Source organism: Sphingobium sp. S6, from assembly GCF_905120495.1.
GTDB lineage: Bacteria > Pseudomonadota > Alphaproteobacteria > Sphingomonadales > Sphingomonadaceae > Sphingobium > Sphingobium agri.
The window spans coordinates 208,895-225,376 of the sequence record NZ_CAJHOG010000001.1 but is presented as its reverse complement, the minus strand read 5'-3'; the positions used below and the strand labels follow the sequence as shown (position 1 = coordinate 225,376).

General features: G+C 61.9%; 15 protein-coding genes. 7 read left to right on the top strand and 8 right to left on the bottom strand.

Annotation, left to right across the window (positions count from 1 at the left end; translation table 11 throughout):
* Together tsf and rpsB are read right to left on the bottom strand one after the other, a co-directional pair.
* Positions 1–927 (bottom strand): translation elongation factor Ts, encoded by a 927-nt coding sequence (gene tsf / locus SPHS8_RS01120; protein WP_097091283.1) that lies wholly within the window; start codon positions 925–927, stop codon positions 1–3.
* Between the two features lie 99 nt (positions 928–1,026).
* On the bottom strand, positions 1,027–1,785 hold the full coding sequence (rpsB, locus tag SPHS8_RS01115) for a 30S ribosomal protein S2 (RefSeq protein ID WP_097091282.1): 759 nt from the start codon (positions 1,783–1,785) through the stop codon (positions 1,027–1,029).
* A 247-nt stretch (positions 1,786–2,032) separates the two neighbouring features.
* Between rpsB and SPHS8_RS01110 the strand changes: the two genes are divergently transcribed.
* Positions 2,033–2,260 (top strand): hypothetical protein, encoded by a 228-nt coding sequence (locus SPHS8_RS01110; RefSeq protein WP_097091281.1) that lies wholly within the window; start codon positions 2,033–2,035, stop codon positions 2,258–2,260.
* Between the two features lie 5 nt (positions 2,261–2,265).
* On the opposite strand, the gene SPHS8_RS01105 is transcribed toward SPHS8_RS01110, so the two are convergent.
* Together SPHS8_RS01105 and SPHS8_RS01100 are read right to left on the bottom strand one after the other, a co-directional pair.
* The gene (locus SPHS8_RS01105) at positions 2,266–3,042 is read right to left on the bottom strand and encodes a CDP-alcohol phosphatidyltransferase family protein (protein ID WP_201513525.1); all 777 of its coding nucleotides are present in this window, start codon (positions 3,040–3,042) and stop codon (positions 2,266–2,268) included.
* Positions 3,039–3,773: a phosphatidylserine decarboxylase gene (locus SPHS8_RS01100; protein ID WP_201513524.1), complete on the bottom strand. Its 735-nt coding sequence runs from the start codon at positions 3,771–3,773 to the stop codon at positions 3,039–3,041. The genes SPHS8_RS01105 and SPHS8_RS01100 overlap by 4 nt, the downstream gene beginning before the upstream one ends.
* Before the next feature lie 165 nt (positions 3,774–3,938).
* Here SPHS8_RS01100 and SPHS8_RS01095 point away from each other — a divergent pair, with 165 nt between their 5' ends.
* The 4 genes from SPHS8_RS01095 (at position 3,939) to SPHS8_RS01080 (ending at position 8,803) form a co-directional block, all read left to right on the top strand.
* Positions 3,939–5,159 carry an NADP-dependent isocitrate dehydrogenase gene (locus tag SPHS8_RS01095; RefSeq protein ID WP_201513523.1) on the top strand — a complete coding sequence of 407 codons (1,221 nt, stop codon included), beginning with the start codon at positions 3,939–3,941 and terminating at the stop codon, positions 5,157–5,159.
* Between the two features lie 99 nt (positions 5,160–5,258).
* Positions 5,259–6,872, top strand: coding sequence for a carbon-nitrogen hydrolase family protein (locus SPHS8_RS01090; RefSeq protein WP_201513522.1), 1,614 nt, complete (start codon positions 5,259–5,261; stop codon positions 6,870–6,872).
* Between the two features lie 176 nt (positions 6,873–7,048).
* Positions 7,049–8,422, top strand: coding sequence for an alginate export family protein (locus SPHS8_RS01085; protein WP_236574909.1), 1,374 nt, complete (start codon positions 7,049–7,051; stop codon positions 8,420–8,422).
* A gap of 159 nt (positions 8,423–8,581) precedes the next feature.
* Positions 8,582–8,803 (top strand): KTSC domain-containing protein, encoded by a 222-nt coding sequence (locus tag SPHS8_RS01080; RefSeq protein ID WP_201513521.1) that lies wholly within the window; start codon positions 8,582–8,584, stop codon positions 8,801–8,803.
* Positions 8,804–8,824: 21 nt separating this feature from the next.
* On the opposite strand, the gene glmS is transcribed toward SPHS8_RS01080, so the two are convergent.
* The 3 genes from glmS to glmU form a co-directional block, all read right to left on the bottom strand.
* Complete coding sequence (gene glmS / locus SPHS8_RS01075; RefSeq protein WP_201513520.1) at positions 8,825–10,648, bottom strand: glutamine--fructose-6-phosphate transaminase (isomerizing); 1,824 nt, start codon at positions 10,646–10,648, stop codon at positions 8,825–8,827.
* Positions 10,649–10,742: 94 nt separating this feature from the next.
* A complete protein-coding gene (locus SPHS8_RS01070) occupies positions 10,743–11,570 on the bottom strand; it encodes a metallophosphoesterase (protein WP_236575002.1) in 828 nt (275 codons plus the stop codon).
* Positions 11,571–11,596: 26 nt separating this feature from the next.
* Complete coding sequence (gene glmU / locus SPHS8_RS01065) at positions 11,597–12,889, bottom strand: bifunctional UDP-N-acetylglucosamine diphosphorylase/glucosamine-1-phosphate N-acetyltransferase GlmU (protein WP_443018561.1); 1,293 nt, start codon at positions 12,887–12,889, stop codon at positions 11,597–11,599.
* Positions 12,890–13,043: 154 nt separating this feature from the next.
* On the opposite strand from glmU, the gene SPHS8_RS01060 reads away from it, so the two are divergent.
* Together SPHS8_RS01060 and SPHS8_RS01055 are read left to right on the top strand one after the other, a co-directional pair.
* The gene (locus SPHS8_RS01060) at positions 13,044–13,712 is read left to right on the top strand and encodes an HAD family hydrolase (protein ID WP_201513518.1); all 669 of its coding nucleotides are present in this window, start codon (positions 13,044–13,046) and stop codon (positions 13,710–13,712) included.
* 136 nt (positions 13,713–13,848) lie between these two features.
* Complete coding sequence (locus tag SPHS8_RS01055) at positions 13,849–15,021, top strand: GGDEF domain-containing protein (RefSeq protein WP_201513517.1); 1,173 nt, start codon at positions 13,849–13,851, stop codon at positions 15,019–15,021.
* A 57-nt stretch (positions 15,022–15,078) separates the two neighbouring features.
* On the opposite strand, the gene lpdA is transcribed toward SPHS8_RS01055, so the two are convergent.
* Positions 15,079–16,479: a dihydrolipoyl dehydrogenase gene (gene lpdA, locus SPHS8_RS01050; protein WP_201513516.1), complete on the bottom strand. Its 1,401-nt coding sequence runs from the start codon at positions 16,477–16,479 to the stop codon at positions 15,079–15,081.
* Positions 16,480–16,482: the final 3 nt, after the last annotated feature.

The following is a 16,482-nucleotide window of genomic DNA, read 5'->3' as shown; positions in this document are numbered from 1 at the left end:
TCAGACGCCCGCAGCCGCAGCAACTTCAGCCGCGAAGTCGCTCGTTTCCTTCTCGATGCCTTCACCGAGCTGGAAGCGGACATAATTCTTCAGCGTGATCGACTTGCCTGCGTCCTTCGCTGCCTTGGCAACGACGTCGGCGATCGGCGTCTTGTTGTCCATCACGAACAGCTGGCTGAGCAGCGCATTTTCCTTGGCGTACTTCGCGACCGAACCGTCGACCATCTTGGCGACAATCTCGGCAGGCTTGCCCGATTCGGCAGCCTTCTCAGCGGCAATCGCGCGCTCACGCTCCAGCAGGGCCGGATCGATGTCGGCAGCCGACAGGGCCAGCGGGAAGGCAGCCGCGATGTGCATCGCGATCTGCTTGCCCAGCGGCTCCAGAACGTCGGCAGGCGCATCGCCTTCCAGCGCGACCAGCACGCCGATCTTGCCGAGGCCAGGAGCAGCTGCGTTGTGAACGTAGGGCACAACGACACCCTGGCTCACTTCCAGCTGACCGACGCGGCGCAGGGTCTGGTTCTCACCGATGGTGGCGATGTTCGACACCAGCTTTTCGGAAATCGTGCCACCGGCCGGGTGAGCCTGCGACGAGAGCGTCTCGGCATCGGTCGCGCCGCTCTGCAGAGCAACTTGGGCCACGGTGCGGACGAAATCCTGGAACTGGTCGTTCTTGGCGACGAAGTCGGTTTCGCTGTTCACTTCGACGGCAACGCCCTTGGTGCCCGCGACGGCAACGCCGACCAGACCTTCAGCAGCGGTGCGGCTCGACTTCTTCTGCGCAGCGGCAAGACCCTTGGCGCGCAGCCAGTCGACGGCGGCTTCCATGTCGCCATTGGCTTCGGCGAGCGCCTTCTTGCAGTCCATCATGCCCGCGCCCGAACGGTCGCGCAGTTCCTTGACGGCGGCGGCGGTAATCTCGGCCATGTTTCGGCTCCTAAAGTTTAATGGTTCAAATATGGACTAGGGCGCGGTCCGGTGGAGCGCGCCCTAGCCTGTCAATCTTGCAGTTCAAAGACCGCGGGATCAGGCCTGGACGGCGACCTCTTCGGCTTCCGGCTCGTCCAGCGCGCCGATGTCAACGCCCGAAGCCTGCTGCGCACCACGGTTGCCCTTGGTGGCGGCGGCGGCGATGGCGTCGCAATAGAGGCGGATCGCGCGGCTGGCGTCGTCATTCGCCGGAACCGGGAAAGCGATGCCGTCGGGCGAGACGTTCGAATCGAGGATCGCGACGACCGGGATGCCGAGCGTGTTGGCTTCCTTGATCGCCAGTTCTTCCTTGTTGGCGTCGATCACGAACATGACATCGGGAATGCCGTTCATGTCGCGGATGCCGCCCAGCGACAGTTCGAGCTTCTCGCGCTCGCGGGTCATCTGAAGGACTTCCTTCTTGGTGAAGCCGTGGGTGTCGCCCGACAGCTTCTCTTCAAGGGTCTTCAGACGCTTGATCGAACCCGAAATCGTCTTCCAGTTGGTGAGCATGCCGCCCAGCCAGCGGTGGTTGACGAAGTGCTGGCCCGACTTGCGGGCAGCTTCAGCGATCGGGTCCTGCGCCTGGCGCTTGGTGCCGACGAACAGCACCTTGCCGCCAGCAGCGACGGTCGCCGACACGAAGTCAAGCGCACGGCCGAACAGCGGCACGGTCTGCGACAGGTCGAGGATGTGGATGCCGTTGCGCTCGCCGAAGATGTACGGCTTCATGCGCGGATTCCAGCGGTGGGTCTGGTGGCCGAAGTGGGCGCCAGCCTCGATCAATTGGTGCATGGTGACGACAGGTGCCGCCATAATCTTATCTCCTTCCGGTTTGACCTCTGGGAATCAGGAACTGGCAGCATCACGCCATCAGCACCGGATATGTGCGATTCCCATGTGGAATGGCGCGGCCCTTAACGGGTGGCGAGCAGCAACGCAAGACTTGACGGGCGCTGGAAACTAGAACATAAAGTGAACATGGGAACAAAACGAAGCCTTGGCCGGTTTGCTCCTTCAATCAGAACCCATGGTTCTTAGGACAGGAAGAGTGAGCGGTCTCATGTTCACCATTGTTGCAGCTACGGTATTTTTCGCGGCCTTCCTTCTGGCCGCAGGCGTCATCGTCGGCATGTTCGCACTTTATCATGAAAAGATGGCGGCCGCCTTGCTGTTCGAACCCATTCCCCAACAGCCGCCGGTCTATCATCTGCGGATCAGCCGCCGCCGCGTGAACCCGGACCGGCGCACTGTTCCTGCAGTGGCGCCGTCGGGCGTCTTCGCCGCCTGATCTGATCAGGACGCGGCTGCCAGCCTCTGCCTCCGGACGCGAGCATAGGACATGATCCCGAACGGGATGGTCGCCAGATAAACCGCGCATATCGCCAGCAAGGTGAGCCAGGGATCGGTGAGCAGCAGCGCCGCCAACAGTCCGGCGACCGCAATAGCCTCCAGCCTGATCCGCTTGCGCAGCCGCAGCGCCGACCAGCTGTAGGTGGCAATGCTCGAAATCATCAGGAAAGCGGTAAAGGCTGTCCAGGGCGCCACCACATACCAGGCCCGGAATAGTTCTTCGCCCGTGACCAGCCACAGATAGAGCGGCACGAACGCCAGCCCTGCGCCCGCAGGCGCGGGGACCCCGGTCAGGAAACCCGCCGACTTATGTGGCTGTATGTCCGCGTCGATATTGGCGTTGAAGCGCGCCAGGCGGAGCGCGCAGGACAGCGCATGTGCCAGCGCGAAGATCCAGCCGAATTTCGGCATCGCTTGCAGCGACCAGAGATACAGGATCAATGCTGGCGCGACACCGAAGGCAATGGAGTCCGACAAGGAGTCGAGCTCAGCGCCGAATCGGCTTTCCCCACGCAGCAGCCGGGCGATGCGGCCATCGAGCCCATCCAGCACGCCTGCGATCAGGATGGAGAGGACCGCCCTCTCCCACTCGCCGGAAATGCCATAGCGTACCCCGGTCAGGCCGAAGCATAGCGCCATGGCCGTGACGGCATTGGGCGCAACCATCCGCAGCGTGATGCCCCGGCGAAGCCCACGGGGGATAGCGCGCCGCTGCCTCATTGCTGTATACCCGAAATGACCCGCATGTCGCCAATCTGGCCGAGGATAGTCTCGCCTGCAACGGTCCTTTGCCCCAGAACGACGCGCGGCGCCGTTCCGGCTGGCAGATAGACGTCGACGCGGCTGCCAAAGCGGATGAGCCCGATCCGCTGTCCCGCCGCGATCATGTCGCCAGGCTTCACGAACGGCACGATTCGCCGGGCCACAAGCCCCGCAATCTGGGTGAAGCCGACGCGCAAGCCGTCATGGCGTTCCACCAGGATATGCTGGCGCTCATTATCCTCGCTCGCTTTGTCGAGGTCTGCGTTCAGGAACTTGCCCGAGATATAGACCACCGACTTCACCGTCCCGCCTATCGGCGTGCGGTTGATATGGACGTCGAACACACTCATGAAGATCGACACGCGGATCATCGGCTGGTCGCCAAGGCCATCGGCTCCGGCCATCTCGCGCGGGGGCGGCACGCGCTGGATCAGCGTCACCAGGCCGTCGGCAGGCGCGATGATCGCTCTTTCATCCTGCGGCACGGCGCGCACCGGATCGCGGAAGAAGGCGAACACCCAGATCGTCACCATCACCATCAGCCAGCCGGGTATCGTCCACCCCACCAGGAACAGCACTGCCGTGATCGCGGCGGCGATCAGGCCGAATTTCATCCCCTCCGGATGGACCGTAGGGAAGCGCCACTTCACATTGCCGCCCAAGGCGACGGTGATTTCGTCATTTTCCATGGCACCTGTCTTTAGGGACAGTCACTTGCAGTGACAACGCCCGATCCTGCACCGGGGCATGGCAAGTGCGATGCCCCATCAGCCGCCATTGCGCTGTTGAACATTGCCGCCGCTTTCCCTAGGGCGTGTCGCAATTCCATCCAAACGAAGAAGGCGAAGAGGCGCATGGCGAAGATCAAGGTCAAAAACCCTGTCGTGGAGATCGACGGCGACGAAATGACGCGGATCATCTGGCAGTGGATCCGTGAGCGCCTCATCCTCCCCTATCTCGACATCGACCTCAAATATTATGATCTGTCGGTCGAGAATCGTGACGCGACGGAAGACCAGGTCACCGTCGATTGCGCCAATGCGATCAAGCAATATGGCGTCGGCGTGAAGTGCGCCACGATCACGCCGGACGAAGCCCGCGTCGAGGAATTCAAGCTCAAGAAGATGTGGAAGTCGCCCAACGGCACGATCCGCAACATCCTGGGCGGCGTCGTCTTCCGCGAGCCGATCGTGATCCAGAACGTGCCCCGCCTGGTCCCCGGCTGGACGGACCCGATCGTCATCGGCCGTCACGCCTTTGGCGACCAGTATCGCGCCACCGACTTCCGCGTCCCCGGCCCGGGGAAGCTGACCATGAAGTGGGTGGGCACCAATGGCGACCAGCTCGAATTCGACGTGTTCGAATTCCCCGACGCGGGCGTCGCCATGGGCATGTACAACCTCGACGAATCGATCCGCGACTTCGCCAAGGCCAGCTTCAACTATGGCCTGCTGCGTGGTTGGCCTGTGTATCTGTCCACCAAGAACACGATCCTCAAGGCCTATGACGGCCGCTTCAAGGATCTGTTCCAGGAGGTGTTCGACGCCGAATTCGCCGACAAGTTCAAGGCTGCCGGCATCGTCTACGAACACCGCCTGATCGACGACATGGTCGCCTCCGCCCTCAAATGGAACGGCAACTTCGTCTGGGCGTGCAAGAATTATGACGGTGACGTGCAGTCCGACACCGTGGCGCAGGGCTTCGGCTCACTCGGCCTCATGACCTCCGTCCTGCTCTCGCCCGACGGCAAGACGGTCGAGGCGGAAGCCGCGCACGGCACCGTCACCCGCCACTATCGCCAGCACCAGCAGGGCAAGCAGACGTCGACCAACCCGATCGCGTCGATCTTCGCTTGGACGCAGGGCCTGGCCTATCGCGGCAAGTTCGACGACACCCCGGACGTCACCAAGTTCGCCGAAACGCTGGAAAAGGTCTGCATCGAAACCGTCGAGGGCGGCGCGATGACCAAGGATCTTGCCCTGCTGATCGGTCCGGATCAGGCATGGATGACCACCGAGCAGTTCTTCGAGGCGATCCGCGCGAACCTCGAAACCGCCATGGGCAAGTGGAACTGATTTCTCGGAACTGATCCAGCCTTCCAGGCATTCAGTACGGAAACGGAATAAGGCGGTGCCGTACCACGGCGCCGCCTTTTCCATGGCGGGAGATCGGCGATGACGACAGCAACACGCAAGCGATTGGAGGTCCGCACCGCGGTCCCATCCGACGTGCGCGGCATTCAGCGGCTGATCGCGCGCGTCTATCCCGGCATGGCCAATTACTCGCTCGCCACCCTTCGCGGCCAGATCAACAATTTCCCCGACGGCTGCTTCGTCGCGCTCTACGACAACAAGGTCGTCGGCTATTGCGCGACCATGCGGGTCAGCCGGTCGATGGCATTCTCCTTCCACGATTGGGAGGAAATCACCGCCAACGGTTTCGGCACCCGGCACAGCGCGGCCGGTGAATGGCTCTACGGCTATGAGATGGCGGTCGATCCCAAGCTGCGCGGCCTGCGCATCGGCCAGCGCCTCTATGACGAGCGCAAGGAACTGGCCGAACAGCTGGACCTGCACGGCATCGTCATCGCGGGCCGCATGCCAGGTTACATGCGCGCGAAACGCCGGGTCGATGGCCCCGCCGATTATCTCGACAAGGTCGTCCAGGGCAGGTTGCGTGACCAGGTCATCAGCTTCCAGCTCAAGAACCAGTTCGAACCGCTCGGCGTCCTTGAAAATTATCTGCCCGAAGACAAGCAGTCGGACGGCCATGCCGCCCATCTCGTCTGGCGCAACCCCTATGTCGATCCCGACGAGGCACCCGAAATGCGGGTGCCGCGCGGCGTCGAAAGCGTCCGCCTCGCCACCTGCCAGCTTCAGGCGCGCGCTGTCGCGGACTTCGATGAATTTATCCGCAACATCGAATATTTCGTTGATGTTGCAGCGGATTATCGGTCCGACTTCATCATCTTCCCGGAACTGTTCACGCTGCCGCTGCTGTCCTTTGAATCGAAGAAGCTCTCGCCGCTCGAAGCGATAGACAAGCTGACCGCCTACACCCCGCGCCTGACCAAGGAACTGACGCGGATGGCGCTGGAATATAATATCAACATCATCGGCGGCTCCCATCCCACGCGCGCGGATGATGGCGACATCCAGAATATCGCTTATGTCGCCCTCCGCGACGGATCGGTGCATACGCAGGAAAAAATCCACCCAACGCCCAACGAAGCCTTTTGGTGGAACATCAAGGGCGGCGATTCGCTCGATGTGATCCAGACCGACTGCGGCCCGATCGGCGTCCTCATCTGTTATGACAGCGAATTTCCCGAACTCGCCCGCCGCCTGGTGGACCAGGGCGCACGCATCATCTTCGTGCCCTTCTGCACCGACTCGCGCCTTGGCTATATGCGCGTGCGCTATTGTGCGCAGGCCCGGGCGATCGAAAACCAATGCTATGTGGTCATGTCCGGCAATGTCGGCAATCTGCCCAATGTCGACAATATGGACATCCAATATGCGCAGAGCGCCATCCTGACGCCCTGCGACCTACCCTTTGCCCGCGACGGTATAGCGGCGGAGTCCACGGAAAATGTCGAAACGCTGACCATGGCAGACGTCAACCTCGCCGACCTCAGCTGGGCCAGAGCCGAGGGCACGGTACGCAACCTGCGCGACCGCCGGTTCGACCTCTACCATATCGATTGGGACAGCAGCCCCGATCATACGCACGCGCCCAGCGGTGGTCCGGTGCCTGCGGGTGGCCATAATGCGCCCGGCGGCGGCTAGCCCGGCACGCAGCCTCTCCGAGTAACTAACATCGCCAACTCATTGCCGAACTTGGCAAACAGGTTTCCCGATGATATCGGCACCGCACCGGGGCAGTGCAACCTCCCGGTCAAGCACAGCGCGTGCTCAAGCGTTGCTTCTCTATCGGCCTTCGCCGATCGAAGGAGCATGTCTTTATGGTTTGGCGTCTGGGCGCTACGCTTTTCACCGCTACCGCCTCCCTCCTCCTGCCACGCCAAGCGATGGCCGACGTTCCAACGCTTCAGGCCGCCATTGGCAATCCGTCCGATTTCAAGCTCGCTGGCAGCGTGCGGGTGCGCCATGAATTGCTGGATGGCCAGCCCAGGGTTGGCCTCAGAAGCGAGGATGAGCAGCTTGCTCTCCGCAGCACCTTGGCCGCCGAATATCGGACGGGAGCGTTCCGGATCGGAGGAGAGCTGTTCGACAGCCGCGCCTATCTGGACAGGCCGGGCAGCGCCATCAGCGCGAACGAGGTCAACACCTTCGAACTAGTGCAGGCCTACGTCGCCGCGGACTGGAAAAACCCGTTCGGGCCGAATAGCGCGCTAGGGCTGCAACTCGGGCGCATGATGCTCAACCTGGGGTCAAGGCGGCTGGTGGCGGCGGATGATTACCGCAACACCACCAACGGCTACACAGGCGTGCGCGCCGACATCAAGCTTAAGGGGGGATCGGCAACGCTGATCTACACATTGCCCCAGATCAGGCTGCCCGACGATCTTCCTTCGATCCAGCGGGAGAAAGTGCGCTGGGATCGCGAAAGCTTCGACCTGAAACTGTGGGGCGGGCTGATGGCGCGGCCCGATATGATTGCGGGCGCAACGGCGGAACTCAGCTATTTCAGGCTTCAGGAGCGTGACAGCCCGGATCGCCCTACCCGTAACCGCAATCTGCACACGGTCGGCGGCCGCCTTATCCGCGATCCCCAACCAGGCCGCTGGGATTTTGAGGCGGAGGGCTTCTACCAGTTCGGAAATATCCGGGCGAGCGTTGCGCCATCGGCGGCGCAACTGCCCGTCGGCGCCTGGTTCTTCCACATCGACACGGGCTACAGCTTTCCAGGCCCTGGGAAGCTGCGGCTCTCGTTGGAATATGATCAGGCGAGCGGGGATGGCCCGGCACGCAAATTCACCCGCTTCGACACGCTGTTCGGCATGCGCAGGGCCGACCTTGCGCCTGCGGGCATCTACAATGCGATCGGTCGCGCCAACATTCGCACGCCGGGCCTGCGGGCCGAGATCGCACCGGGCAAGAAGTTCGACGCCTTTGCCGTTTACCGGGCGATGTGGCTTGCCAGCCGGACAGACGCCTTCTCCACCACGGGCGTCAGGGATGCCGCGGGCAGAAGCGGCAGTTTCGCCGGCCATCAAGTCGAGGCGCGGATACGCTACTGGCTGATCCCCAAATTCCTGCGCGGCGAGGTGAATGCTCTGTGGCTGGCCAAGGGGCGATTCCTCGAAAGGGCGCCCAATGCTCCTGCGACAGGCAATACGCACTATCTCGCGACGGCGCTGACGGCGACTTTCTAGAGCATCGTGCGCAAAAGTGGGAACCGGTTTTGCGCCTAAAACGATGCGATAACAAAAAACTAGAGCGCGCGACCTGCGTCCGATTGAACGCAGCGCGCTCTAGATCAACGCCCGTTCAAGCTGGGCAAGTCACGTGTAAATCGGTCGCCGGGAAACAACATGGCGGCCGATCATTATCCAACCATGCCCTCCACGGTCATCCATCACTTCGAATATGACGCGGCCAAGCATCGGCTCGACGTGCAATTCGTCAGCGGCAAGCGCTACAGCTATCATGACGTGCCGGAAAAGCTGGCCCTTGACATGCGGAATGCAACGTCAAAGGGCAGTTTCTTCAATCGCCAGATCCGCGACCGCTATCGCTTTACGAAACTGAACTAGCTCTCCAACGGAGCGCAGCCTTCACTCCACCGTCACGGACTTGGCCAAATTCCTCGGCTGATCGACATCCGTGCCCTTCGCCACAGCCACATGATAGGCGAGCAGCTGCACGGGCACTGCATAGACCATGGGCGCGATCAGCGGATGCACCTTGGGCATGGTGATCGTCGCGATACACCCTTCGCCCGCCGCGGCGACGCCGTCATAGTCGGACACCAGCACCACCTTGCCACCGCGCGCCTGCACTTCCTGCATGTTGCTGACGGTCTTTTCGAACAGCGGCCCGCTGGGCGCCAGCACGATCACCGGCACCTTGTCGTCGATCAGTGCGATCGGCCCATGCTTCATCTCGCCAGCGGCATAGCCTTCGGCATGGATATAGCTGATTTCCTTGAGCTTCAGCGCCCCTTCCAACGCCAACGGATAATCCGGGCCACGGCCAAGATAGAGTACATCCCGCGCGCCCGCGATCAGGTGCGCCATGCCCTCGATCGACTCATCATAGGCAAGCGCGCCGTTGAGAGCGGCAGGGGCTTCAGCGAGGTGGCGGACGAGTTCCTTCTCCGCCTTTTCATCGAGCCGCCCTTTGGCCCGCGCCAGATTTGCAGCAAACGCCGCCAGAACTGCTAGCTGGCAGGTGAAGGCCTTTGTTGAAGCGACGCCGATTTCGGGGCCTGCATGGGTCGGCAGCAGCAGGTCGGCCTCCCGCGCCATGGTGCTGGTGGGGACGTTGACGACCGCTGCGATCTTTTGCCCCTCGCTCCGCGCATGGCGCAGCGCCGCCAGCGTATCGGCAGTCTCGCCAGACTGGCTGATGACGATCATCAGCCCGCCATCCTCCATCACCGGCGCGCGGTAGCGGAACTCGCTCGCCACATCGATGTCGACGGGAACGCGGGCGAATTGCTCCACCCAATATTTAGCGACCATCCCGGCATAATAGCTGGTGCCGCACGCGACGATGGTAACGCGGCGGATCGCGCCGAGGTCGAAGTCGGGGATAGGCAGCGACACCCGGTCCTCCATCCGCTGAAGGTAGGACTTCAGCGTCTGCGCGACGACGACCGGCTGCTCGTAAATCTCCTTGAGCATATAATGGCGGTGATTGCCCTTGGAGATCAGCTCTCCGGTCACGCCGGAAATGGTGATCGGCCGCTCGACGGGATTATTGTCCTTGTCGAAAATCTCCGCGCCCTCGGCGGTGATGACGACCCAATCCCCCTCCTCCAGATAGGCAATGCGCTGGGTGAGCGGGGCCAGCGCCAGTGCGTCGGACCCCAGATAGGTCTCACCTTCGCCATAGCCGACGACCAGCGGGGACCCAAGCCGCGCGCCGATCAGCATGCCGGGATGGCTGCGGAACAAGATCGCCAGCGCAAAGGCACCATGCAGGCGGGGCAGCACTTGGGCCACCGCGTCCTTCGGCGAAGCGCCCTGCTCCACCAGCTCGCTCACCAGATGCGCGACTACTTCAGTGTCCGTTTCGCTATCGAAACGACGTCCCCGGCTGGTCAGTTCCTCCCGAAGCGGCTTGAAATTCTCGATGATCCCATTGTGCACCAGCGCCACTTCCCTGGTGGCATGCGGATGCGCATTGCTCGTCGTCGGCGCCCCATGCGTTGCCCAGCGGGTGTGCGCGATCCCGGTCGTTCCCGGAAGCGGATTATTCGCTAATTCCTTCACCAGATTGGCAAGCTTCCCCTCGGCCCGCCGCCGCTCGATCGCGCCCTCGTAAACGGCCGCCACCCCGGCGCTGTCATAGCCGCGATATTCCAGGCGCCTCAGCCCCTCTACCAGCCGCTCCGCCACATCGTCCTTACCGATGATACCAATGATACCGCACATGAATCCTGAGCCCCAAAGCTATGCGAAGAAATGGCTAGTCCCGCCTGGCCTTTACCTATGCCATGATCGGCAAGGTGGCGACAGGGCTAGAGAGTCATTCCGGACGAATTGTAACCAGCCAGACATCCGGCGGGGAGAGCAGTCTGATCGGCAGGCCACTTGTCCCGACTCCTGCCGACACGATCATGGACTTCTCGCCCTCTCGAAAAGCTCCGCAAGCATAGCGGGTGCCGAAACGGGAAGGCACATAGACGATCCCGGCAAAGGGCAACGCCACCTGGCCGCAATGCGTGTGCCCCACCAGCGTCAGCAGCGGCCGGTCCGGCAAAGTGGGAAACACATCCGGCCCATGCGAAAGAATGATCGGAGCTCCGCCCAGATCGGCCATTTTCCGTGCTAAACCTTCGACATCCGGATGGTCGGTATAAATATCGCGCAGCCCGCCGATCAGCAGCGGACCCCGCCGCACAGCCTGATCGGTGAGGAGTGTGACGCCAATCCGGCGGAAAAGCGCGCGCCACTCTTTATGGCCAATCAATGCATGCCGCCGCGCGTCATGGTTGCCCAAAACCGCCAGCACCCCCATCGGCGCGCGCAGCGCGGCAAAGGAAGCGATGCTCGCCTGCGGTCCGTAGACGGCTCCGCCCTTGTCATCCCCGATATAGTCGCCGCCCAAAAGAATGAGGTCGGGCTTCAGGCTGTTCACTTGCTGTACGATGCGGGCCATTCTTTCCGGACTGTTATCCGGCCCGGACAGATGCGTGTCGGTCATCAGGGCGATAGTCACCGGCTTTCGAGGCGCATCTTTGGGGAAGGGAAGCGCCATCTCCATCCGGCGCACGACCGGCATGGCCCGGGCATTGCCGAACAACCACAGGCACGCGCCTACGACGATCAGGAAAAGCAGCAAGAGCGCCCTCAGGCACCCTCGACGGCGCGACAGGGATTTCACTTGGCCGCTTTACGCGCCTGCATCCCCGCGCGGAACCGCGCTGCCCAGCCCGGCTTGCCCTCCTGTGCCGGACGGACGAGGCAAAGTGCGTCGGCCTCAACCTCCTTGGTCACCACACTTCCCGCACCCACGATCGCGCCAGCGCCGATCTTCACCGGAGCGACCAGCGCGCTGTTCGATCCTATGAAGGCTCCTGCGCCGATCTCCGTCCGATATTTGAAGAAGCCGTCATAGTTACAGGTGATCGTGCCCGCGCCGATGTTCGCGCCTGCTCCGATGGTGGCGTCGCCGATATAAGAAAGGTGATTGACCTTCGCGCCTTCATTCAGTTCGGCCTTCTTGATCTCGACGAAGTTGCCGACCTTCGCCTTGGCGCCGATGTTCGCTCCGGGGCGCAGGCGCGCATAGGGGCCGATCTCAGCACCCCGCCCGACGTCCGTGCCTTCAAGATGGGAGAAGGCGCGGATGACGGCGTTATCGGCCACTTTCACGCCAGGTCCGAAGACGACATTCGGCTCCACCAAGACATCGCGCCCCAGCTGTGTGTCATAAGCGAAAAAAACTGTTCCCGGCGCAATCAGCGTCACGCCATCCCGCATAGCCTCGCTGCGGCGCCGGTCCTGCCAGGCGGCTTCGATCATCGCCTGTTCCTGACGGCTATTGACCCCAGCGACTTCCCAGGCCTCCGTTTCGATCACCGCACTCTGCGCGCCGGGCAGCATGACGATATCGGGCAGATAATATTCCCCAGCGGCATTATGATTGCCGATCTGGTCCAACAGGACGAAAAGATCGGTGGACCGCACAGCCATGAGGCCAGAATTGCACAGCGTCACCGCGCGCTCAGTGGCATCGGCATCCTTATATTCGACCATCTTGCCGATGATGCCCTGACCATTGGTGATGATCCGGCCATAGGCACCGGCGTCTTCAGGCCTGAACCCCAGCACCACCGCGCGCAATTCGTCACCCATGTTCAACCGGTCGAGCATGGCCCGCATGGTTTCCGTCCGCACCAGCGGCACGTCGCCATAGAGGATCAATATGTCGCCAGCGAACCCGGCAAGCGCGTCATGCGCCTGAGCGACGGCGTGGCCCGTCCCCTGCTGCTGTTCCTGCACCGCGATTACTGCGCCCGTCCCGGCGACAGCCGCCTCGACCTGTTCGCGCCCAGCGCCGACAACCACGACTTGCCGCTCCGGCCGGAGCTCAGCGACGCTCGCCAGCAGATGCAGCAGCATCGGCCGACCCGCGACCGGATGCAGCACCTTGTGCTTTGCTGACTTCATGCGCGTACCCTGCCCAGCGGCGAGGATGATGACGGCGAGTGGGCGGGTGGCGGTCACGGCGGAACGCGTCCTCTTTTATGGAAAGGTATGAATCTCATCGCTCTCTGCCACGTTTGCCTTGCCTTTGCCACCGCAGAGGCCCCATGAGCCGCCGATGACCAGCATTCCTTTCGATATTGTGGGCTTCGACCTTGACGGCACCTTGCTCGATACGAGTGGTGACCTGGCTGCGGCGGTCAATTACGCGATCGCGACCGACGGCCGCCCGCCATTTGCCGTCGATGCGATCCGGCCCTTCGTTGGAAAGGGCGCGAAGGTCATGCTGGAACGGGCTTTGTCAGCATCGGGCGGTTATGATGAGGCGCTGCTCGCCCGCATGCTGCCGATATTGCTCGATTACTACGAACAGAATTTGGCCATCCATTCTGTGCCCTATCCGGGGCTCATGGCCGTGATCGAGGGGCTGGAGAAAGCGGGCGTAAAGCTGGCGATCTGCACGAACAAGGCAGAACGCTTCACCATTCCCCTGCTCCACCAGATTGGCCTTTTCGAGAGGTTTGCCAGCGTTGTCGGCGGCGACACGCTCGGCGTTGCAAAGCCCGACCCCGCGCCCATTCACGAAATGGTCAAGCGCGCAGGCGGCGGTCGGACGATCTTCCTCGGCGACACGATCAACGACATTGCGGGCGCTCGCAACGCCGGCATACCGAGTGTTGCGGTCAGCTTCGGTTTCCTGGATGGAGCCGTCGAAACGCTTGGCGCGGATGCGGTCATCGATCATTTCGATGAGCTTCTGCCGCTCCTTCAAAATTGGCCGGGCTGATCACCAGCGTTCAATCCATATCGGATGAACATTTCATCAGATATGGAAGTATTTGTTAAACAAAGGCTTATACGCCGCCCGAGCGGCAGCCTTGTCCCTGCCCATGTCCCGGCAACAGCAGATAAAGGAAGTCAGCATGGGCGAAAATTTCGCTTTCTTCCTTCCGGTCATGATGGCGAGTTTCGGGATCGCCTTTTTGATCATCTGCAACTGGCATGTGCGCGCTGCTGCGTGGTGGAGCGCCGCCTTCTTCTCTGTCGCTGCGGGATTTTCTGTCCCGGTCGGTGCTGCCGCGATGCCTGGACCGTGGTGGAGCATCCTGGCCGATTTCCTGTTCGCAACCGGATTTCTGCTGTTCAGCCAAGCGCTGCTGGAGCGCTGGCGCCCTTCCTGGATGCTGCCCCTGCGATTGGCGATATGGGGCGGCTCAATATCGCTTTCCGCCCTGGCTTCCGTTCGGGGTGATCTGCCGCTTGAACTGGTGGCTTCGGATTTCGGCTGCTTCCTGCTGATCAGCATTCCACTCGTCGCAGCAAGAAGCCATCTTCATAATCCCGCCGATCGGACGCTGTTCGCGGCGGCGGCGCTCGTCGCCTTGGACAACTTTGTTAGGGGCTATAGCGTACCCTTCACCTTGCCGAACAATGGCGATTTCCTGACGAGCGAATATGCTTTCCTGATGCAGGCGCTTGCTTGCATATTCGGCATGTTCCTGGCCCTCTCCGCTCTCGCGACGCAAGTCATGGACATATTGGCCCGTTATCAGAGGGAGGCCATGGTCGATCCGCTATCGGGCTTGTTCAACCGTCGCGGATTCGATAACGCCATTGCCGGGAGCGAGGCGAACGGGTTGCCGGAAGGCAGCCTCCTTGTCTGCGACATTGATCACTTCAAGGCCGTCAACGACGAATACGGGCATGCGCTAGGCGATCAGGTGATCAAGGCGCTTGCCAATCTGCTGACCCAAATAGCACCCCCGGGCGCGATTGCCGCTCGTTTCGGAGGAGAGGAGTTCGTCCTGTTCCTGCCCGAAACCAATGCGGCGCGTGCAGCTGAAATCGCGAACATGCTGCGCGAAGCTTTCGCCCAATCCGCCGCACAGCAATTAGGGCAGGACCGGCAACTGACCGCGAGTTTCGGGCTCTCGACTATGCAATCGGGTGACAGATCCATCCACGACACTATCGCTCGCGCAGATGAAGCCCTTTACGAGGCGAAGGCGCGGGGACGAAATCGTGTCTGCGTCCGGCGCGCTTTATCCTCGCCCCAGAGGGAGAGGATGTCCATGCCCCGCGTCGTCAGCGCCTGAACAAAGAAAGGGCCGCGCGGTGGCGGCCCTTTGCGAACTTTTCAGAAGCGGCGCTGCTCACATATGGATCGGCTTGCCGGTGACCGCCATCGCGGCTTCCTTGATCGCTTCGCTATGCGTCGGGTGCGCATGGCAGGTATAGGCGATATCCTCGCTAGAGGCGCCAAATTCCATCGCCTGCGCAGCCTGCGCGATCATCGTTCCGGCCACGGTCGCGATGATCCACACGCCAAGGACGCGATCGGTCTCGGCATTGGCGATCACCTTCACAAAGCCGTCGGGCTCATGATTGGTCTTGGCGCGGCTGTTCGCCAGCATTGGGAACTTGCCGACCTTGACAGCACCGCGCTCCTTGGCAGCTTCCTCGGTCAGGCCGACGCCCGCAATCTCGGGCTTTGTATAGACGACCGAAGGGATGACTGCATGGTTCACGATGCCGGTCAGCCCGGCGATATTCTCAGCGACTGCAATCCCTTCATCCTCGGCCTTATGCGCCAGCATAGGACCGGGGATCACGTCGCCAATGGCCCATATGCCCGGCACCTTCGTCGCGAAGTCATGATCGGTTTCGATCTGCCCGCGCGCGTTCAGTTCAAGTCCAATCTTGTCGAGACCCAGCCCGTCGGTGTTCGGGCGACGGCCGATGGATACCAGCACAACATCCGCCTCGATCGTCTCCGAAGCACCACCGGCGGCGGGTTCGACAGTCAAGCGAACGCCCTTCTTGTGCGCCTCGGCACCGGTGACTTTGGTGCCGAGCTTATATTCGAAGCCCTGCTTCTTGAAGATCTTGTTCGCTTCCTTGCGGACTTCACCATCCATGCCGGGGAGGATCTGGTCGAGAAACTCGACTACGGTCACCTTGGAACCCAGACGGCGCCATACCGATCCCAGCTCCAGCCCGATCACACCGCCGCCGATGACGACCATATGATCCGGCACCTTGTCCAGTTCCAGAGCGCCCGTGGAATCGACGATAAGCCCCTTGTCATTGTCGACCTCCACGCCCGGCAGCGGAGTTACGGACGATCCTGTCGCAATGACGATGTTCTTGGCGGTAACGGTCTGACCACCAACCTCGACCGTGTTCGCACCGGTGAAGCTCGCCCGGCCCTTCAGCCAGTCAACCTTGTTCTTCTTGAACAGGAACTCGATCCCACCGGTCAGGCCCTTTACGGCATCCTTGCGCTGGCCCTGCATGGTGTCGAGGTCGAGGCTCATCTTGTCGATCTTGACGCCCAGCTTCGCGAGCGCCCCGCCAGCGGCTTCTTCGTAAAGCTCCGACGCATGCAGCAGCGCCTTCGACGGGATGCAGCCAACGTTGAGGCAAGTGCCGCCCAGCGTCTCCCGGCTCTCGACACAAGCGGTCTTGAGACCAAGCTGCGCTGCCCGGATCGCAGCGACATAGCCGCCCGGACCAGCGCCGATCACCAGGACGTCATAATCGAATTCAGACATGGG